Origin of the sequence: Streptomyces sp. MP131-18 (assembly GCF_001984575.1) — a bacterium.
Taxonomy (GTDB): Bacteria; Actinomycetota; Actinomycetes; order Streptomycetales; family Streptomycetaceae; genus Streptomyces; species Streptomyces johnsoniae.
The window spans coordinates 2,059,002-2,079,744 of record NZ_LZNS01000001.1 but is presented as its reverse complement, the minus strand read 5'-3'; the positions used below and the strand labels follow the sequence as shown (position 1 = coordinate 2,079,744).

The 20,743-nt window shown below is 71.9% G+C and carries 13 protein-coding genes; 6 read left to right on the top strand and 7 right to left on the bottom strand.

Going from position 1 to position 20,743, the window contains the following annotated elements; all coding sequences use genetic code 11:
• Positions 1-167: 167 nt before the first annotated feature.
• A complete protein-coding gene (locus tag STBA_RS09015) occupies positions 168-1,331 on the bottom strand; it encodes a hypothetical protein (RefSeq protein ID WP_143659459.1) in 1,164 nt (387 codons plus the stop codon).
• A 217-nt stretch (positions 1,332-1,548) separates the two neighbouring features.
• On the opposite strand from STBA_RS09015, the gene STBA_RS09010 reads away from it, so the two are divergent.
• The gene (locus STBA_RS09010; protein ID WP_077058738.1) at positions 1,549-2,193 is read left to right on the top strand and encodes a peptidoglycan DD-metalloendopeptidase family protein; all 645 of its coding nucleotides are present in this window, start codon (positions 1,549-1,551) and stop codon (positions 2,191-2,193) included.
• Positions 2,194-2,207: 14 nt separating this feature from the next.
• On the opposite strand, the gene STBA_RS09005 is transcribed toward STBA_RS09010, so the two are convergent.
• Complete coding sequence (locus STBA_RS09005) at positions 2,208-4,709, bottom strand: tetratricopeptide repeat protein (RefSeq protein ID WP_077058737.1); 2,502 nt, start codon at positions 4,707-4,709, stop codon at positions 2,208-2,210.
• Between the two features lie 343 nt (positions 4,710-5,052).
• On the opposite strand from STBA_RS09005, the gene STBA_RS09000 reads away from it, so the two are divergent.
• The 5 genes from STBA_RS09000 to STBA_RS08980 all read left to right on the top strand — a co-directional run bounded on the left by STBA_RS09000 (position 5,053) and on the right by STBA_RS08980 (position 10,786).
• Entirely contained in the window at positions 5,053-6,276 is a 1,224-nt protein-coding gene (locus STBA_RS09000) for an amidohydrolase (RefSeq protein ID WP_077058736.1), read from the top strand.
• 217 nt (positions 6,277-6,493) lie between these two features.
• Positions 6,494-7,288, top strand: a complete 795-nt coding sequence (locus tag STBA_RS08995) for an SGNH/GDSL hydrolase family protein (protein WP_077058735.1) — start codon at positions 6,494-6,496, stop codon at positions 7,286-7,288.
• 114 nt (positions 7,289-7,402) lie between these two features.
• Entirely contained in the window at positions 7,403-7,777 is a 375-nt protein-coding gene (locus tag STBA_RS08990; protein WP_077058734.1) for a hypothetical protein, read from the top strand.
• Entirely contained in the window at positions 7,774-10,164 is a 2,391-nt protein-coding gene (locus tag STBA_RS08985) for a hypothetical protein (RefSeq protein ID WP_077058733.1), read from the top strand. Before STBA_RS08990 ends, STBA_RS08985 begins: the two co-directional genes overlap by 4 nt.
• Before the next feature lie 172 nt (positions 10,165-10,336).
• The gene (locus STBA_RS08980) at positions 10,337-10,786 is read left to right on the top strand and encodes a hypothetical protein (RefSeq protein WP_143659458.1); all 450 of its coding nucleotides are present in this window, start codon (positions 10,337-10,339) and stop codon (positions 10,784-10,786) included.
• A 13-nt stretch (positions 10,787-10,799) separates the two neighbouring features.
• Here STBA_RS08980 and glgB read toward each other — a convergent pair whose 3' ends face one another.
• From glgB to STBA_RS08955, 5 genes are all read right to left on the bottom strand, one after another.
• Positions 10,800-12,959, bottom strand: a complete 2,160-nt coding sequence (glgB, locus tag STBA_RS08975; RefSeq protein WP_077058731.1) for a 1,4-alpha-glucan branching enzyme — start codon at positions 12,957-12,959, stop codon at positions 10,800-10,802.
• A 20-nt stretch (positions 12,960-12,979) separates the two neighbouring features.
• Positions 12,980-14,464 carry a phosphotransferase gene (locus STBA_RS38730; protein ID WP_077058730.1) on the bottom strand — a complete coding sequence of 495 codons (1,485 nt, stop codon included), beginning with the start codon at positions 14,462-14,464 and terminating at the stop codon, positions 12,980-12,982.
• A gap of 203 nt (positions 14,465-14,667) precedes the next feature.
• On the bottom strand, positions 14,668-16,371 hold the full coding sequence (treS, locus tag STBA_RS08965; protein WP_077058729.1) for a maltose alpha-D-glucosyltransferase: 1,704 nt from the start codon (positions 16,369-16,371) through the stop codon (positions 14,668-14,670).
• Entirely contained in the window at positions 16,368-18,404 is a 2,037-nt protein-coding gene (locus STBA_RS08960) for an alpha-1,4-glucan--maltose-1-phosphate maltosyltransferase (RefSeq protein WP_077058728.1), read from the bottom strand. Before STBA_RS08960 ends, treS begins: the two co-directional genes overlap by 4 nt.
• Before the next feature lie 331 nt (positions 18,405-18,735).
• Positions 18,736-20,652: a rhamnogalacturonan lyase gene (locus tag STBA_RS08955; protein ID WP_077058727.1), complete on the bottom strand. Its 1,917-nt coding sequence runs from the start codon at positions 20,650-20,652 to the stop codon at positions 18,736-18,738.
• Positions 20,653-20,743 lie beyond the last annotated feature (91 nt).

The following is a 20,743-nucleotide window of genomic DNA, read 5'->3' as shown; positions in this document are numbered from 1 at the left end:
GCCTGATCACTTGGCGTTCGGAGCATGTGGGTGCGCGCGAGGCGCCGCGCCGTTCTCCACCACGACGGCGACGGCGACTTCGGCGCGATCCAGGGCATCACCGGCCGACCCATGCGCCGGGGCGGCAGCGGCCAGGGCGAACGCGGGCCCGGCGGGGTCCCGTTCGGCTACGAGCCGGCGGGGGCGGCCTGGACCTCGGTGAGGAGGGTCGCGTAGGCGTCCCACTCGGGGCTGGTGTAGATGGGCCCGGCCTCCTCGGCGGAGACGTACTCGTAGCACTCCACGTCGTCCTCGCCCTCCAGCACGCCCTCGCCGACCTTGTCGCCGGTGCGCGCCTCGTAGACGGTCACGCGGTAACGGCCCTGGGCGAACTCGACGGACTGGGTGGCCGGGCCGAACCCGAGCGGTCCCTCCGTGTACGGGCAGGAGATATCCGAGCCCGGCACCGCCCCGGACACCGCGGCGCACGCCACCAGTTGCACCGTGTCCGCGTCCGGCTCGTCGTCGCCCCACTCCGGCTCCGCCGTTTCCGTGCCCGTGGCCGAGTGCTCATCCCACTCGTCCTCGATGGCCACCCACGGGCTCGGCTCCTGCTCCGCGCCGGGCTCGAACGGGGCGGCGCGCGGGAACGGTTCGCCGCCGCCCTCGCCGTCCTCCCCGCAGATGCGCGCGAAGTCGCGGAGGTCGCGCGGCAGGTCGCCGAGGACGGCGTCGTTGACGGGAGGCAGCAGCATCAGTGCCCACGACAGGACGGCCGCCGAGCCGAGCGCCACCGAGGTGATCACGACCCGCCGGGCGACGGGACGCGGCAGCGCACCCCGCGCCCGCAGGGCCCGGATCAGGCCGGAACGGCCCATCACCGCCCCGACGGTGAGGGAACGTTCGTGCGCGAGGTCCTTCCGGTGCCGTTCGCCCTCCAGCCAGGACAGCCGGAACGAGAAGGCGCCCTGCGCGTCGTTCACCCCCTCCTCCACCCCGCCGATCATTTCCCACGGGATCGCGAGGGCGGCGGGCTGCCCGTTGTGCCGGGACCAGAGGAGCAGGCCCTCGTCGCAGACCGCGAACCAGCGCCGCCCCGTCAGGCTTCGGGGCGGCATCAGGTACACCCAGGCCGCCCAGCAGACGAGCAGCAGCGGGACGCCGACGAGAAGGAACGGCAGGACGGCGGGTATGTAGAGCGGGGTGAAGACGACGACGCCGATGAAAAGTCCGAGCAGGTGCGCGCCGCCGCCGGTCACCCAGCTCCGCCGCTCGTAGTGCACCCGGTGGACGGCGCCGAGGCCGGCGTCCCTCGCCCGTTCCGCGATCGCGCGGCGTCGCACACGTCTCATGCGCCCGAGCGTACGGGGGACGGCCTGGGAGGGGTCCCGGGCGTGTCCGGTTCCCGCCGGTCACGGGCCGGGGCGCGCCGCGCCGTTGCGCTCCGGCTCGCGCTTCTGGTGGAGGCGGGGTGCGACAACGGGCGGAGGCGAGGGCCGGTTGCCGGGCTATTCAGGCGGGGAGAGATCGCTGCCAGAATCCGGGCGGAACCGGGAAACGGGGGGCGGCATGGCGGTCATCACGTTCGCGCACGTCAGGTACGGGAGCCGGGACAGCTGCGTGGCGGCGTTCCAACGGGCGCTCATGGCAAAGGGGTTCGCCATCGCCGCGGGCGCCACCGGGTACTACGGCGAGCAGACGAAGGCCGCGTGCGCCGCGTTCCAGCGGGCGCAGGGCTGGCGCGGTGCCGGGGCGGACGGGGTGCCGGGGGCGAAGACGTTCGCCGGGCTCGGCTTCGCGAACAGCACGCGGTCCGGCGGTGCCGCGGGCCGGGTCGCCTCGCCCGTGCCCGGGCGCGAGATCACCTACCCGTACGGGGTGCGCAACAGCCGCTACGCGGCCGGGTTCCACACCGGCGACGACTACGCGGCCCCGGCCGGGACACCCGTGGTCGCCGTCCGCGGCGGCACCATCGCCTGGTCGAACGGCGAGGGCGGCGCCTACGGGCAGTGGATCGGCCTGCGCGCCGACAACGGCCGGGACTACGTCTACTGCCACCTCGCCGCCCGCTCCGTCGAGGCCGGGGCCCGGGTCAGCGCCGGGCAGCGGATCGGCGAGGTCGGCGACAGCGGCGCCACCACGGGCCCGCACCTGCACCTGGAGGACCGGCCGCACGGCGGCGGCTACGGCGAGGTCCGCAGGCCCAGTTGGTGAGGCGACCCGCCGCCTCAGCCCGGCTCGTCCCGGTACTCCGGCAGGGGAACGTCCGCCGCGTCGAGCGAGGCGAGCCGCCGCGCGACCGCCTCCGCCTCCGGGGTGCCGAGCTCCGCGAACAGCGCGTGCGCCCGGCGCCAAGCGGCGCGTGCGCCGGGCGCGTCGCCGGCCGCGGACCGGCAGTGCCCCAGGCCCTCGTGCGCCCGCGCCCCCTCGTAACGGTCGCCCAGCTCACCGGCCCGCGCCGCCGCCTCCCGGTAGTACCGCGCCGCCCGCGCCCACCGGCCGTCTCCCGGCAACGCCCGCAGCGTGGCGCCCAGTTCGTTCAGCAGCGCCACCTCCGCCACGTGGTGCCCGATGCCGCGTGCGATCGTCAGTGCCTGCCGCAGATGGTTCAGCGCCTGGGCCGGGCGGCCGTCCTGCCGCAGGATCGATCCCAGGCTGCCGAGTACCTGCCCCTCGCTGACCCGGTCCCCGATGCGCCGCGCGATGCCCAGGATCTCCCGGCCCATCTCCAGCGCCTCGCGCGGATGCGTGAACTGCTTCGGGTAGCGCCCCAGTGGCTCGTACATCACGCCGCGGTCCCCGAGCTTGCCGTCCTCCTCGCGCCGCGCCCGCAACTGGCGCGCGATGCCGAGGGCCTGTCCGAAGTGCTCCCGCGCCTCGGACAGCCGCCCCACGTGCTGGAGCACCTCGCCGGTATTGCCCAGCACCCAGCCCTCGCCGACCCGGTCCCCGACGCTGCGGAACGCCGCCAGCGCCTGCTGGAAGTCCTCGATCGCGTCCAGGTCGCGGCCGACCCGCCAGCGCACCGCGCCGAGCCGCGCCAGCGCCTGCGCCCGGTCGTGCGGGTCGGGCGTCAGGTCGGCGCGGGTGTGCAGGGCCTCCGCCTCCTGGTAGTGCCCGCCGACATCCAGGTAACGGAAGAGGATCGCCGACATCTTGCCCGTGTGGTCCGGCCGGCCGTGCTCCGCCGCGTGCAGGGCCGTGGCGACCAGACCCGCCCGTTCCGCATCGAGCCACGCCGTCGCGGACCGCCGGTCGGTCAGCAGGGGCGGCAGCACCGTGCCCGGGGTGCCAGGCGGCGGCCGGTGGTGGCGCTCGTACGGCGCGAAGTGGTCCATCGCGAGCGACGCGGCGTGCCGGTCGTGGTCGAGCAGCCGCGCCAGCGCGGCGCGCCGGGCGTGCGCCGGGTCGTGCTCGTGCGCCTGCGCCGTCGCGTAGATCCGCACCAGATCGTGGAACGCGTACCGGCCGGGAACGGGCTCGCGCAGCAGGTTGGCCGCAAGCAGCGTCTCCAGGCGCGCCCGCACCCCGGCCGGGTCGTCGTCCGCCAGCGCGGCGGCGGCGTACACGTCCAGATCCGGCCGCGGGCCGAGGGCCAGCACCCGGAACAGACGCCGGCAGCCGGGCGCCAGGCTCTCGTACGACAGCCGCAGCGCCAGCTCCACGCTGTCCTCGGAACGCAGCCGGTCCCGGTGCCCGAGCAACTGCTCCAGATGGTCCGCCAGCGTCCAGCCGAACCGGCCGCCGATCCGCCCCGCCACCACGCCGAGCGCCAGCGGCAGATGACCGACCGACTCCGCGATCCGCGCGGCCGTCCCCGGGTCGGTGTCCACGCGGTCCGCGCCCGCCGTGCGGCGCAGCAGCTCCATCGCCTCCCCGGGCGAGAAGACGTCGAGGCGCAGCCGCAGTGCCCCCGGCAGCCCGGGAAGGCTGCGGCGGCTCGTCACGAGCGTCAGGCAGCCGGGGCCCTCCGGCAGCAAGGGGCGCACCTGCTCCTCGTCCCCCGCGTTGTCCAGCACCAGCAGCACGCGGCGGCCGGCCAGCCGCCGGTGGAACTCGCGGGCGCGCGCCTGCGGCGTGAGCAGCCGGACGCGGTCCGCCGACATGCCGAGCCGCCGCAGCGACGCGTCGAGCACGGCCAGCGGATCGGCCGGCGGCAGATCGGGCGCGTAACCGTTCAGGTCGACCCACAGCGTCGCCTCGAAACCGCCCTGCCGCCGCAGCAGATGGGCGGCCCGCGCGGCGAGCGCCGTCTTCCCGACGCCCGCCATGCCCTCGATGACCCGCAGCCCGGCCGGGGAGCCCCCGCCGCCGAGCAGCGCGCGCAACGCGTCGCGCCGCCCGCTGAACGCGGGCAGGTCGGCCGGCGGCGCGTCCGCGACCGTCACCACCCCGGAGCCGGCCACCGCGCCGACGATCCTGGCGTGCGCGCCGCGCCACCGCCCGGCCGCGGCCTCGTTACCCACCAGGGCGCGCGCGATGTCCTCCACGAGGTCGACATTCAGCCGCGCCCTGCCCTGCTGGAAACAGCGGTGCACCGTGTCGTAACTGGGCACCTCGGGAATGCCGCGCGCCGCGCGTGCACGGCTCACGCGCCGGTGCACCTCGCGCTCCGACAGCCCGGCCCAGCCGCGCAACGCGCGCAGGCACGCCACCAGTTCGTCCATGGTCCGCGCGCCGCCCGGGTCCGGTGGATCGCCCGGAGGCCGCCGCGCGCCGGTGTCCCTCATCGCGTCCTCCACACCGTCACCCATTGAACACCACGGGTGTCTACCCGTCGTGACCGGGTTTGCACGGGAAACGCGACGGCCGCCCCTCTTCCCGGTGATGATGGGCGCGGCGGTGACGCCCGCGGGACCGCGCAAGCACCGTGCGCGCGGAGGGGAACCGCGGGACACCGGGGGGAGGGACAGGGGACAGGGCGGTGGCGGACGGCCGCCCCGTCCCCACCGTTCACCGCCGCCCCGCCGCGGGTCCGCCCGGCGGAGGTCACGCAGGCCCGATTCCACGGCGGCGGGCGCGCGTCACTTCTTGCCCGGTGTCCATGGCCGGGTTCGGGTAGGTTCGACCGCCATGAATATCGCGATCACTTCCGGTTATGTCGTACCCGTCGAGGGGCAGCCGATCGACGGCGGCACCGTTCTCGTCGTCGACGGCAAGATCGCCGCCGTGGGGCCCGATGCCTCGGTCGCCGTCCCGGCGGGGACGCCCGTCGTCGACGCCGCGGGCGCCTGGGTGCTGCCCGGCTTCGTCGAGGCCCACGGCCACCTGGGCGTGCACGAGGAGGCGGAGGGCTGGGCCGGTCAGGACACGAACGAGATGACCGACCCCAACGGCGCCAGGATGCGCGCCCTCGATGCCATCAACCCGGCCGACGCGGGCTTCGCCGACGCCCTCGCGGGCGGCGTCACCAGCGCCGTCATCAAGCCCGGTTCGGGAAATCCGGTCGGCGGCCAGACCGTTGCCGTCAAGTGCTGGGGGCGCAGCGTCGACGACATGCTGATCAGGCAGCCGGTGAGCGTCAAGAGCGCGCTCGGCGAGAACCCCAAGCGGGTCTACGGCGACAAGAAGCAACTGCCTTCCACCCGGCAGGGCGTGGCCGCCGTCATCCGCGACGCCTTCACCCGGGCCCAGGACTACCTGACACGGCGCGAGCACGCCGCGGCCGAGGGCAAGCCGTTCGAACGCGACGCCGGTCTCGAGGTCCTGGTGCGGGTGCTGGGCCAGGAACTGCCCTGGTGCCAGCACACGCACCGCGCCGACGACATCGCGACCGCCCTGCGGCTCGCGGACGAGTTCGGCTACCGCGTCGTCATCAACCACGGCACCGAGGCGCATCTGCTGGCCGACGAGATCGCCCGCCGCGACGTGCCGGTGATCGCCGGGCCGCTGTTCACCACCCGCACGAAGGTGGAGGTGCGGCAGCGCACCCTCGCCAACCCCGGCATCCTGACCCGCGCCGGCGTCAAGGTCGCCATCACCACCGACCACCCGGTGGTCCCGATCAACTTCCTCGTCCACCAGGTGACCCTGTGCGTGAAGGAGGGCCTGGACCGCGGCACCGCGCTGCGCACCATCACCACCAACCCGGCGGAGATCCTGGGTCTTGACGACCGGGTCGGCAGCCTGCGCCCCGGCCTCGACGGCGATGTCGTCATCTGGTCCGGCGACCCGCTGGACGTGATGAGCCGGGCGCTGCGCGTGTTCGTGGAGGGCCGGGAGGTCTACCGCTGGCACGAGGGGACGCGTTCGGGCTCGGTCGTCGACCCGTACTACCGGGAGCCGGCCACGGCCTGACGCCCACCGGCGCCCCGCGAGGCCCGCGGGGCGCCGGACAGGCGGACAGGCGGACAGGCGGACAGGCGGACTGCGCCGGTGGGCAGGGGAGTTGAACGCCCGGGAAACTCTTCGAGCGGCTGGTATTGGTGACATGTGCATGCTTGTCAACGCGCGTTGCGTCGGGCAGCCTGACATGCGTCGGCCTCTTCCCCCCACACGGACACTCGGAGGACGCATGCGCAGGACAAGAGCTCTCACCACGCTCGCCACCGCCGTATCCGGACTGCTCCTCGCCCTCGTCGGCGGCGGAACGGCCCAAGCCGCCGGACCCTCCTACGTCGCGCTCGGCGACTCCTACTCCTCCGGCAACGGCGCGGGCAACTACATCGACTCAAGCGGCGACTGCCACCGCAGCAACAGCGCCTACCCGGCCCTGTGGGCCGCCGCCAACGCCCCCTCCTCGTTCTCCTTCGCCGCCTGCTCCGGCGCCGTCACCAGCGATGTGACCGGCTCCCAGCTCTCCGCGCTGAACGCGGACACGCAGCTCGTCAGCATCTCCATCGGCGGCAACGACGCCGGTTTCGCCGACGTGATGACCACCTGCGTGATCAGCTCCGTCGACACCTGCCTCGGCGACATCGCCACCGCCGAATCGTTCATCTCCGGAACGCTGCCCGGCCGCCTCGACGCCACCTACGACGCCATCCGGGCCGGCGCCCCCGACGCGCGCGTCGTCGTTCTCGGCTACCCGCGCATGTACATAGAGCCGTCCCCCGGGTGCGCCGGAATCGGCGAGACCAAGCGCGAAGCCATCAACGACGCCTCCGACCTGCTGAACACGGTGATCGCCGACCGGGCCGCCGCGCACGGCTTCGCGTTCGGCGACGTGCGGAACACGTTCGACGGACACGAGCTGTGCTCCGGCGACGACTGGCTCCACGACCTCGCCCTGCCGGTGTGGGAGTCCTACCACCCCACCGCCGTCGGCCACTCCAGCGGCTACCTCCCCGCCCTCAACGCCAACGACTGAACGGCTGACGCCCCGTCACCGATCCCGCCCCCGGTGCGGGGCGCAGTGGACCGGTCACGATACGTGTGACTAGCCTGGGCCCTCGCACGGCAACACCAGCCAAGGGGGCGGGACATGTACGACGGAGCGGACCTTTCGGTCAACAGCGAAGAACTGGGCCCGGTGGAGTCCGCGGCCCGCGAGTTATACGAACTACTGCCGTCCAAGGGCCTCGCGGCCGAGCCGGAGAGCCAGGACACCGGCGCCGGACTCGCCCGGCACGGCATCGCCAGCGGCACGGCCCTCACCGGGCTGACGGAGACCTGGCGCACGAGGATCACCTCGCTCCAGAACGACTGCGCCAGGATCTCCGGCCACCTGGACGGCACCATCGTCTCCCACAGCGATCTCGAACACCGCATCGGTAACGACCTGCGAGCCGTACAGCCCAACTACGCCCTGCTCGCCGCCGAGGGCATCGGGCCCGCGAGCCTGGAGCGCGAGGCGTGACCGGTTGGCTGCCCCCCGTACCCGACATCTTCGGATTCGGCGACGCGCGGCTGACCTACACCGGCCTGTACCAGTGCGACCTCGCCACGCTGGCCGCCGCGGCGGACCAGTGGGAGACCGTCGAGAGCGGCCTGGAGGAACTGTCCATGACCGCCCGGCACGACATGCTCGGCGGGGCGAGGGACGCGGGGTGGGCGGGCGAGAACGCCGACGCGACGCGGCCGTTCATCGACCGCACCTGCCGGCGGTTCGAAGGCGCCCACGCGCAGGCACGCGCCATCCGCAGCCTGCTGCTCGACCTCCACGGCGACCTGCTGGCCGGACAGCGGGCGCTGCGCAGCCTGGAGACGACGGCCAGGGAGCAGGGCGTGCTCATCGACCCCGAGGGCGTCGTCCGCTCGGTGACGCCCCCGCACCTGACGCTGCCGGAAGCCCTCGCGCGGCAGGCCCTGCCGACGGAGTCCGACGAGACGGACGCCGCCGCCGTGCACGCGATGCAGGAGACGCAGGAGGAGATCCGGCGCATCGTCGACACCGCGGCCGAGTCCGACCGGCTGACCGCCCGCGCGCTCACCGAGATGGCGTCCGCGGGCGGCGAACAGTTCGCCGGCTCGCCCTACAACGACGCGACGCACGCGCACGACTCGCTGATCGCCGAGGACGCGGCGGCGTTCGTGGCGCTCGCGCGGCAGGCGGACCCCACCGCGGCCGATCTCCACCGCATGAACCGGTTACTCGAAGACCACGCGGACGACCCGGAGTTCGCCGCCCACATCGTCGACACGATCGGCATGGAGGAGTACCTGCTGCTGGCCGAGCGGACGGAGACGACCGCGACCCGGCTCAACAGCGACGGCACGCTCGCCGCCGACCTGCGGCAGGGCCTCGGCACCGCCCTGTCCACGTCACTGCGGCCCGCGGGCGACATGAGCAGCGCGCCGCCCGGCTCACCGGCGTACCTCCAGTGGCTTCAGACCTCGGCCGGACAGCAGTACCAGGAGCGTTACGACGCCTTCCACGAGTCGGGCAACCGCCTGCTGCACGAGCCGAGCCCGCTCGACCGCGGCTCCGCGGACCAGCGCGTCGGCTACGACGTCGCCTTCGACCTGCTGGAGGCGTCGGACGTGCCCGTCGACGACCAGTTCTTCTACCAGACGACGAGCCGGCTGATCGAGCTGGAACAGGAGACCCCCGGCATCTGGTCGCATGACCGCTTCCCCGAACGGGAATCCCCGTGGCTGCCGAGCCCATGGGACGCGAAGAACGACCTGGTGGACCGCATGCTGGGCATCGGCGCGCACAGCAACCCCGACGCGGTGACGGCGTTCTTCGACCCCGAGGGCCCCGGCGCGGAGCACCTGGACTACTTCATCGGCGAGGGCGACGAGGCCCGCCACGCGGCCGTGGGCGCCACCCCCTCGCCGCTGCACGCCCAGTGGCAGACCACGCCCCCGGGCCCCGGCCTGCAAGCCGCCCTGGAAGCGGCGGCCACCGGCCTCCCCCCGGGCGAGCCCCCGCCCCCGGGCGAACACCGGACCCACTCGGAGGCGAACGCCCGGGTGGCGGAGACCGTGTGGAACGAGTTCGCGGCGGACTACGCGGGCTCGGACGAGCTGTCCGACATCAAGACCCCCCGCATCGCCGAGGGCGAACCCTTCGCCGACCTCCGCCCGGCCCTGGGCGCCATCGCCGCGGACTACATGCCGGACGTGCAGCAGACGTTGAGCGGCGCGCGTTTCGAACCGCGACCGGAGCCGCAGGCCGAGTTCGACCCCGGGCGCATGTCGCTCATGCTGTTCGACATCGGCACGGCGCCGGAGGCATACGCAAGCATCACGGCCGCGAATGAGGCGTATACGCACGTGGCCGTTGATCAGGCGGTCAACGGTGACTGGCCGGATGAGGGCGAGCGGATGAGGCATCTCGGTTACGCGGCGGCGAGCAGCGGACAGGTTACGGGCATCATGACTGATGCCCGAGCCACGGCGGTCTACGAGCAGCACATCGCCTCGGACAGCCAGTTCAACACAACGCTGGGGCAAGTGGGCACGTGGACCGAGCGGGCCCTTTCATCGACGGTGGATGAAGGGCTGGGGCGTATTCCTGTTGTCGGTCCGCCCGCAGCCGAACTCAGATCGGCGCTGACGGAATCCATCTTCGGCAGCTTCACACGGGACAGCCAGCCCACCGCCGCGGAGCAGACCAACCGCAATTACGCCGAGACCAAGGAGTATTACGAGACGTATATGCGTGATGCCGTTGAGGATGCCGCGCGGCGAGGCGGCATCGATGTCGAGGTGGGCGAGGCGGACGATCTGAAGTCAACGGCGTCTCTGCAGTTCGGGGGAGGTTTCGAAGATGGCGTCAGCGAGGCCGGCCGATTGTGAGTCTGTGGCGGGCGGCGGACTCGGGACGCCCAGATCATTTACGTCTGCTCGGACCTGGTGGGTTGTCCCCGGCCTGCTGGCCGCGCTGGCCTGCGCCGGCTGTACGGCAGGCTCCCCTGTCGCCGAGCAGACGCGAGACTACGAGCTCCCGGCCCGGCTGTGCGACATTCCGATGAATGAGGCGACGGCAGCGGCCTTATTCCCGCCGGGAGAAGAAGTGGATGTGAGTTGGCGGCCCGATTGGGTGGACGTCTGGCTCGACTGCGTCGTGGAGGTCGACGGTACGGGTGTCATCCAGGTCAGGGCGAAGCCGTCCATGACCTACGAGGACGAGGATGGCATTGCCGAGTTCCTCGAAGATTTGCGGCACGATGTCCAGATGGAAGACGGCCGCACAGTCGGCGGAAGTCCGCACGAGTACATCGTCTGGGACGACTATGCCGCCATCCGCATGGAATGTGCCGAGGCGCCGGAAAGGGGCTTTTCGGCCGTCAATCTGTCCATCAGCCTTGCATGGGCGGAGGAATATCAGGACTTCGGCGACGAGTTGGAGCAGTTCTTGCAGCCCTACGCCGAAGACTTCCTCGCGGCGCAGGAACCCGGCACGTGCGACCCCGCCTGACGCGCCGCGGGGGTCAGGCAGGGCGGAGCCATACCGTCGCGAGTGGGGGGAGGGTCAGGGGGAGGCTGGTCGGGTGGCCGTGGCTGGGGGTGGGGGTGGTGCGGATCGGGGTGGGGGTGGTGATGCCGCTGCCGCCGTACTCCGCCGCGTCGGTGTTCAGCGCTTCGCGCCACCTCTTCGCCACCAGGGGCACGCCGAGGCGGTAGGCGTGGCGGACCTCGGGGGAGAAGTTGCTGACGGCCAGCAGGGGGGTGCCGTTGGCCGCGAAGCGGAGGAACGCCAGGACGTTGTCCGTCGCGGCGTCGGCCTCGACCCAGGAGAAGCCGGACGGCTCCGTGTCGCGTTCCCACAGGGCCGGGGTGGCGCGGTAGCGGGTGTTCAGGTGGCGGACGAGGCGCTGGACGCCCGCGTGGTCGCCGGCGGCGGTGTAGGCGGGGTCCAGGACCCACCACTGCGGTCCTTCCGTCTCGGACCACTCGGCGCCCTGCGCGAACTCCTGCCCCATGAACAGGAGTTGCTTGCCCGGGTGGGACCACATGAACGCGAGGTAGGCGCGCAGGTTGGCGCGCTGCTGCCACCAGTCGCCCGGCATCTTGGAGACCAGGGCGCGTTTGCCGTGGACGACTTCGTCGTGCGAAATGGGCAGCAGGTAGTTCTCGGAGTAGGCGTACACCATGGAGAACGTCATGTCGCCGTGGTGCCAGCCGCGGTGCACGGGCTCCTTGGACATGTACGTCAGCGAGTCGTGCATCCAGCCCATGTTCCATTTGAAGCCGAAGCCGAGGCCGCCGTGGTCGGTGGCGCGGGTGACGCCGTCCCATGCGGTGGATTCCTCGGCGACGGTCACCACGCCGGGGCAGCGGCGGTACACCGTCGCGTTCATCTCCTGGAGGAACGCGACGGCGTCCCAGTTCTCCCGGCCGCCGTCCGCGTTGGGGGTCCACTGGCCCTCCGCTCGCGAGTAGTCCAGGTAGAGCATGGAGGCGACGGCGTCCACCCGCAGGCCGTCGATGTGGTACTCCTCGCACCAGAACACGGCGTTGGCGACGAGGAAGTTCCGCACTTCGGGGCGGCCGTAGTCGAATTCCAGCGTGCCCCAGTCGGGGTGTTCCGCGCGGCGCGGATCGGGGTGCTCGTAGCAGGGGGTGCCGTCGAACCGGATCAGTGCCCACTCGTCCTTGGGGAAGTGCGCGGGCACCCAGTCCATCAGCACGCCGATACCCGCCCGGTGCAGCGCGTCCACCAGGTACTTGAAGTCGTCGGGCGGGCCGAGGCGGGCGGTGGGGGCGTAGTAGCCGGTGATCTGGTAGCCCCACGAGCCGCCGAACGGGTGCTCCGCCGGGGGCATCAGTTCGACGTGGGTGAAGCCGAGGTCGCGGATGTAGGGCGGCAGTTCCTCGGCGAGCTGCCGGTAGCCGAGGCCGGGCCGCCAGGAGGGCAGGTGCAGTTCGTACACGGACATCGGCGCGGCGTGCGGTGGCCGTTCCGCGCGGCGGGCCATCCACTCGGCGTCGCCCCACTCGTAGGTGCTCCGGTGCACCACCGAGGCGGTGGCGGGCGGGCATTCGGCCGCGAGGGCCAGCGGGTCGGCGTGCAGCGCGTGCGTGCCGTCGGCGCGGCAGATGTCGTACTTGTAGCGCGTGCCGGCGGCGACGCCGGGAACGAACAGTTCCCACACGCCGGTCGAGCCGAGGGAACGCATCGGGAAGCCGGTGCCGTCCCAGCCGTTGAAGTCGCCGACGACCCGCACGCCGCGCGCGTTCGGCGCCCACACCGTGAAGCGGGTGCCCGCCACGCCCTGGTGGGTCATGGGCCTGGCGCCCAGCGCTTCCCACAGCCGTTCGTGGCGGCCCTCGGCGAGCAGGTGCAGGTCCACGTCGCCGAGGGCGGGCAGGAAGCGGTACGGGTCGTGGCCGCGGCTGCGGCTGCCGTCTGACCAGGTCACCACGGGGCAGCGGTCGCCCGCCTGCTCCGGGGGCAGGATCGCGGAGAACAGGCCGTCGCCCTCGGGCGTCAGCTCGGTGCCGCGGACCGCCACCCGGCGGGCGAGGGGGCGCAGGACGCGCACGAGGGTGCCGCCGGGCGCCGGGTGCGCGCCGAGCAGCGCGTGCGGATCGTGGTGCTCACCGGCCAGCAGGCGGGCGCGTTCCGCTCCGGACAGGGTCGCATGCACAGCGGGGAACGTCCTTTCGGTCAGCCGGCGGGCTCGGCCAGGCGGCGGATGGCCGCCATCGGGACGTGCAGCCACGCCGGGCGGTGCCTGGCCTCGTACAGCACCTCGTACACGGCCTTGTCCGTCTCGTAGGCGAGCAGCAGTTCCCGCTGCTCCATGGGGTCGGTGCCGGCCGCTTCGGCGTAGCCGCGGCAGTAGGCGACGCGGTTGGCGCGCGACCACTCCTCGATCCAGGGGCCGCCGGTGCGGTGCTGGCAGGCGGCGTAGTCGAACGAGCGCAGCATCCCGGCGATGTCCCGCACGGGCGGCCCCGGGCGGCGCCGGTCGGTGAGCGGGCGGGCCGGTTCGCCCTCGAAGTCGATCACCGACCAGTGGGAGCCGCGGCCCCTGGGGTCGGGGGTCAGCAGCACCTGCCCGAGGTGCAGATCGCCGTGCAGCCGCTGCACGGTGCAGGTGCCGCCGCGCCGCGCGTACGAGGCCAGCGCCTCGTACGCGCGGCGCAGCCCGGCGCGGTAGGGGCGCAGTGTCGGCACTGCGGCCGTGGCCTCGGTGAGTCGTTCGATCATGCCGGTCGCGGTCTGTTCGAGCTGGGGGCGGCGCAGCACGTCGGTGGGCAGGGCGGCGGCGAGGGCGGTGTGCACTTCGGCGGTGGCGCGGCCGAGGGAGTGCGAGGCGGAGGTGAAGTCCGTTCGGTGGCCGAGGGACTGGAGGGCGAGCTGCCAGCCGTCGGTGGACCCGGCGAGGAATGGTGCGAGGACGCCGAGGGTCAGGGGCTCCGGCGCGTCGCCGCCGGGCGCTCCCGAGCCGCTGCCGGGGAAGACGGCCTCGAACCACGCGGCGGGCGCGGGCACCCGGTCGGAGCCGGCGGCGGCCAGGGCCAGCGGCAGTTCCAGGTCGGGGTTGACGCCGGGGCTGACGCGGCGGAACAGCTTCAGCACGTGGGCGTCGCCGTATACGACGGAGGAGTTGGACTGCTCTCCGGTGAGCAGCCGGGCCGGCAGCCCGGAGGGGATGGCGGTGTCCGGGGCCCGGCCGAAGCGCAGGGTGCCGAGGGTGCCGGGCGTGCGCATGCGTTCCAGCAGCAGTCCGGCGAGCCGCGGGTCGTGCAGTGCCTCGTAGACGGCGCGCCCGCGCAGCGGCCCCTCGGTGGGGCGGCCGACGAGCGCCGGGCCGAGGGCCGGGGGGAGCGCGGGGCGGACGCCGAGCAGCAGTTGGTAGCAGTCGCCCGAGGGCGGGGCCTGGGTGCCGTCGCCGTCGGCCGGCCGGGTGCGGATCAGCAGGTGCAGCAGCCCGGGGTGCTGGCTGCCCGTGGTGCAGGGCGTCAGCTCGGTCGCGGAGACGAGGGCGAGTCCGCCGAGCGGACGGCCCTTGCCGGCGAACCAGCGCTGGCCGGGGAGCCAGCGGGAGAGCAGACCGTCAAGGGAGCGGAGCAGGGCGCTGCCCTGCGGCGCGTCGGCGAGCGGAAGCCGGGCCGGAGCCGTCCGGGGCGCGGAGCTATCCGACATGGCGTCCTTTCCCCGGGCACGAATTATGTGACGAAGTGTCCCGGATTGAGGCGTGGGTTGCCGGGCGGTGCGGGACGTGTCGTGAAGGAACGACCGTGCGGGTGAGGCCCGTAACGCATATGGAGGGCTCTGGGCAACGCTTGGCGTACGGGGAGGCTTCCCCCAGAGGGCTGGGGGTAAGCCTGTCTCGTGCCGTCCGCGGCTTATGACTCCGAGGCTTGACGCAGTCGGAACCAGTAGAAGCCGTGGCCCGCGAGGGTCAGCAGGTACGGCAGCTCCCCGATGGGCGGGAAACGCACCCCGCCGATCAGCTCCACCGGGACGCGGCCCGCCCAGGCCGCGAGATCCAGCTCGGTGGGCTGGGAGAAACGCGAGAAATTGTTGACGCACATCACCAGGTCGTCCCCGTGCTCCCGGAGGAAGGCGAGCACGGCCGGGTTGGACGAGGGCAGCTCGGTGTACGAGCCGAGCCCGAACGCCCGGTTCTGCTTGCGGATCTCCACCATCCGCCGTGTCCAGTGCAGCAGCGAGGCCGGCGAACTCATGGCCGCTTCGACATTGGTGACCTGGTAGCCGTATACCGGGTCCATGATGTTCGGCAGGAACAGCCGGCCGGGATCGCAGGAGGAAAAGCCCGCGTTCCGGTCGGGGGTCCACTGCATCGGGGTGCGCACCGCGTCGCGGTCCCCGAGCCAGATGTTGTCACCCATGCCGATCTCGTCGCCGTAGTACAGGATCGGCGAGCCGGGCAGCGCCAGCAGCAGCGCGGTGAACAGCTCGATCTGATTGCGGTCGTTGTCCAGCAGCGGGGCCAGCCGCCTGCGGATGCCGATGTTGGCCCGCATCCGCGGGTCCTTGGCGTACTCCGCGTACATGTAGTCGCGCTCTTCGTCGGTGACCATTTCGAGGGTCAGCTCGTCGTGGTTGCGCAGGAAGACGCCCCACTGGCAGCCGGAGGGGATCTGCGGTGTCTTGGCCAGGATTTCCGAGACGGGGTAGCGGGACTCCCGGCGCACCGCCATGAAGATGCGCGGCATCACCGGGAAGTGGAACGCCATGTGGCATTCGTCGCCGCCCTTGTCGAAGTCGCCGAAGTAGTCGACGACGTCCTCGGGCCACTGGTTGGCCTCGGCCAGCAGGACCGTGTCGGGGTAGTGCGCGTCGATCTCGGCGCGGACCCGCTTCAGGAAGGCGTGCGACGCAGGAAGGTTTTCGCAGTTGGTGCCCTCCTCCGCGTACAGGTACGGAACGGCGTCCAGCCGGAAGCCGTCGATGCCCAGGTCCAGCCAGAACCGCAGCGCCGACAGGATTTCCTCCTGCACGGCGGCGCTGCGGTAATTGAGGTCGGGCTGGTGGGAGAAGAAGCGGTGGAAGAAGTACTGCTTGCGGACGGGGTCGAAGGTCCAGTTGGAGGACTCGGTGTCGACGAAGATGATGCGGGCGTCCGCGTACTGCTTGTCGTCGTCGGCCCACATGTAGTAGTCCCCGTAGGGACCGTCCGGGTCCTGGCGTGATTCCTGGAACCAGCGGTGCTGATCGCTGGTGTGATTCATGACGAAGTCGATGATGACCCGAATGCCCCGCTGGTGCGCCGCGTCGACGAACTCGACGAAATCCGCCAGATCGCCGAAGTGGGGGTGCACGTCGGCGTAGTCCGAGACGTCGTACCCGCCGTCGCGCATGGGGGACTTGAAGAACGGCGGCAGCCAGAGGCAGTCGACGCCGAGCCATTGCAGGTAGTCAAGCCGGGCGGTGAGGCCTTTCAGATCGCCGATTCCGTCGCCGTTGCTGTCCTGGAAGGAGCGGACCAGGACCTCGTAGAACACCGCGCGCTTGAACCACTCGGGGTCGCGGTCGCGGTCGGGCGTGTCCTCGAATTTATCGGGGACCGGCTCATTGACGCTCATGGTGTGGGTGACCCTCCGGTCTGTGAGGACGGTCGCAGGGCCAAGATGTGGGCCGAGGAGGCGTACGCATCCGCACGGCCCGGCTCAAGCCGTACATAGTTGTCCCTGCCCCAGTAGTAGGTCTCCCCGGTGAGCTCGTCGCACACCGGGAAGGGCTCGGCACCCGTCTCCTGAGCGGGCGTCAGGCCGTAACCCTTGAGTTGCTCCATGTCCAACGAGACCGTTGCTTCGTGGGTGTGGTGCGGATCGAGGTTGACCACGATCAGCACGCAGTCGGCGTGAGGTGTCCGTGAGCGCTTCGAGTAGGCCAGGATGTGGTCGTTGTTCGTGCGGTGGAAGTGCAGATCGCGCAGCCGGCGCAGCGCGGGGTGGCTGCGGCGCAAGGTGTTCAGCTTGGTGATCAGGGGCACGAGGGAACGTCCCGCCGCCATCGCGCCGGCCCAGTCGCGCGGCCGGATCTGGTACTTCTCCGAGTCCTGGTATTCCTCGCTGCCCGGCGCCGCCGGCGTGTTTTCGCACAGCTCGTAGCCCGCGTACACGCCCCAGGTGGGGGAGAGCGTCGCGGCGAGCACCGCGCGCGTCTCGAACGCGGCCCGGCCGCCGTGCTGGAGGTAGGCGTGCAGGATGTCCGGCGTATTGACGAAGAAGTTGGGACGCATATAAGGCGCGGTGGGCCCCGACAGCTCCGTCAGATACTCGGTCAGCTCGTCCTTGCCGTTGCGCCACGTGAAATACGTGTACGACTGCTGGAAGCCGATCTGCGCCAGGGTCCGCATCATCGCCGGACGCGTGAACGCCTCGGCGAGGAAGATGACGTCCGCGTCGGTGCGGTTGATCTCGGCGATGACCTTTTCCCAGAACACCACCGGTTTGGTGTGCGGATTGTCCACCCGGAAGATCCGCACCCCGTGCGCCATCCAGAAACGCAGAATCCGCAGCGTCTCGGTGACCAGGCCGCGGAAGTCGTTCTCGAACGAGATCGGGTAGATGTCCTGGTACTTCTTCGGCGGATTCTCGGCGAACGCGATGCTGCCGTCCCCGCGCTTGTGGAACCATTCGGGGTGCGACTTCACCCACGGGTGGTCGGGGCTGCACTGGAGCGCGAAGTCCAGGGCGACCTCAAGGCCGAGCGCCCCGGCCGCGGACACGAAGGCGTCGAAGTCCTCCAGCGTGCCGAGGTCGGGGTGGATCGCGTCGTGCCCGCCGTCCGGCGAGCCGATGGCCCACGGCGAGCCGACGTCGTCGGGCCCCGCGGTCAGCGCACCGTTCCGCCCCTTGCGGAAGGCGGTGCCGATGGGGTGGACGGGCGGCAGGTAGACGACGTCGAAGCCCATCTCCGCGATGGCGGGCAGCCGCTCGGCCGCCGTGCGGAACGTGCCGTGCGCGGGCCGGCCGCCCCGGTGCGGCACGGGCACCTCGGAGCGCGGGAAGAACTCGTACCACGAGCCGAACAGGGCGCGTTCCCGCTCCACGAGCAGCGGCAGCGGCCGGGAGGCCGTCAGCAGTTCGCGCAGCGGGTGCCGGCCGAGCACGGCCGTCACTTCGGGGGTCATGGCGGCGGCGAGCCGCACGGTGGGCGGGAGCGAGGCGTCCGCCAGGGTCACGACGGCCGCCAGGACGACGTCCTTGCCCTCGCTCTTGGGCACGGAGGCGGCGGCCTGGCGCAGCAGCTGCGTGCCCTCGGACAGCGTCAGCTCGGTGTCGACGCCCGCCGGGATCTTGACGCGGGCGGCGTTGCGCCAGGAGGCGACGGGATCGCCCCACGCCTCGACCGCGAAGGTCCACCGGCCCTCGCGGTCCGGGGTCACGTTGGCGCCCCAGCGGTCGGTGCCGGGCGCCAGTTCGCGCATGGGCGTCCAGGGCCCGCCGCGGCCGCTCGGATCGCGGAGGACGACGTTCGCCCCGACCGCCTCCGCGCCCTCCCTGAAGACGGTGGCGGAGACCTGGAAGGTCTCGCCCGGCACGGCCTTGACGGGGCGCCGTCCGCAGTCAACGCGCGGCTGGACGTCGAGAACAGGGATACGACCGATCATTTGGGGATCACCTGAGAGCGTTGAGGGCGGACCTGGTTCCTCGAAATGAGGATTTCCCTCGCTGAGAGGGCCTTTGTCCTTTGTATCTTCTTCGCTGCTGAGTGGCTGGTTCCGAGCATGGCCGCTCCGGTGCGCGTTCACTCGTGTGGGGGGCACCAACGGTAGGCGTCCACTGTCACGGCTACATGTCTGAAGGCTTTCCTGCGGTTTCCCGAACACACCGGCAGGCCCGCCACATCTCGCGATGTGGCGGGCCTGCCGTGGTGCGGGTGATACCGGTGTGATTACCGGGAATTGCTGATACGGGCTGTCCGATCGGCCGTTACGGCCGTTACGGCCGCGCGGCCCCGCCGGCCGGGACACCGGCCAGATCGGAGGGCGCCACGTCGGCCATGTCGGGGCCGATGGCGAAGCCGGGGTGCGGCGGCTGGTTGTATGCCGTGTTCTGCCAGGCGATGCCGGTGCGGTACTGCCGGTCCTGCATCAGCGCCGGAATCGCGTGCTCCGTGGGAATGTCCGTCGCGTAGATGCGCAGTGCACTGTTGTCCTCGGTGCGCCAGATGACCTCCTCGCGCCAGTCGCCGAGTATGTCGGCGGACAGCGCGGGCGTTGCCTTCGTGCCGTTGTTCGACGCCACGCCCTCGCCCGTCAGCAGCCGCGTGTCGCCGTCCGGGCCGTACTTGTCGATGTGCGTGCCGTCGAGCAGCTCGCGCGTCAGGTCGCCGTCCCACCAGCTGAGGAAGTTGGCGCTCGACGGTTTGCGGCCGATCTCCTCGCCCGCCGTGTTCCGCAGCGAGCCGTCCGCGTTGGACCAGAACTCGGCGCCCGGGCTGCCGTCCCAGATGTCGCTGCCCACGCCGCGCCCGTTGTCGTTGCCGCTGGCGGTCTCCCACAGGATCTCGCCGCTGGCCGCGTCGAGGAGGAGCGAGCCCGGCTTGCTGGAATCCTCGGAGACCTTGAACAGTTCGAGCCCGTCCCGCGCCGGGTCCAGGTCGCCGAGGTGCTGCGCGTCGCCGTGCCCGGTGCCGGCGTTCCACAGCGGGCTGCCGTCGTCGTCCACGGCCATCGAGCCGTAGGCGATCTCGTCGTTGCCGTCACCGTCGAGGTCGCCCACGGACAAGCTGTGCGAGCCCTGTCCCGCGTACTGGCCGCCCTCCTCGTCGCTGTCGAAGACCCAGCGCTGCGAGAGCGAGGAGCCGTCGAAGTCCCAGGCGGCCACGACCGAGCGCGTGTAGTAGCCGCGCGCCATGATCAGGGAGGGCCGCTGGCCGTCGAGATACGCGGTCCCCGCCAGGAAGCGGTCCACGCGGTTGCCGTAGTCGTCGCCCCAGTCCGCCACGTTCCCGCGGCCGGGCACGTAGTCCACCGTGTCCACGGCCGCGCCGGTCGCGCCGTCGAACATGGTGAGGAATTCGGGGCCCTCCAGGATGTACCCGCCGTCGTTGCGGTGGTCGGCGTCCGCATCGCCGATGACCGTGCCCGCGCCGTCCACCGTGCCGTCCGCGGTCTTCGCCGCGACCTCGGCCGAACCGTCGCCGTCGTAGTCGAAGACCTGGAACTGGGTGTAGTGCGCCCCGGCCCTGATGTTGCGGCCGAGGTCGATGCGCCACAGCTGGTCGCCGCTCAGCGTGTAGGCGTCGAGGTAGACGTTGCCCGTGACGCCCGATTGCGAGTTGTCCTTCGCGTTGTCCGGGTCCCATTTCAGGACGATCTCCAGCTCCCCGTCGCCGTTCAGGTCGCCGACGGAGGCGTCGTTGGCGACGTAGCCGCCGCCGGGCGAGCTGATGGGGATGTCGGTCTGCGCGTTCGGCATGTTCAGCGCCCGCGCCGCGTCGCGCACTTCCGCGCCGTCCGTGACCGTGCCGACGGTGTACTCGGCGTCGGCGGGCGCGCCCTCGTCGAGGAAGTTGGTGACGCCGGTCAGCGGCTCGTCGGTCACCCGGGTGCCGTCCCGGTAGACGTGGAACGCGATGTCGTCCGCGTCGGTGGCCAGCAGCCGCCAGCTCACCAGGTTGCCCTCGCCGGTGCCGACGCTGACCAGGCCGCGGTCCAGGCGGTCCATCTGGTAGGTACCGGCGGGCAGGGCGCCCGGCGCGGCGTCGGACGCCCTGCCCGGCGCGGCCGGCGGCGCTTCTTCGGACGCCTGGGCCAGCGCGGTCAGCCCGCCCGTGGCCACCACTGCGGCGAGCGCCGCCGAGAGCAGCAGCCTGCCCCGTCGCCCGTCCGTCTTTCGGTGCTCGGATCGCACGGCGATCCTCCTGATCGTGTGTGGGGGAATGTCACGGGAGTGTTGCCGCAGGGGGCGCACAAGGTTGCCGCGCGCCCGTTCGGCCGCTGAA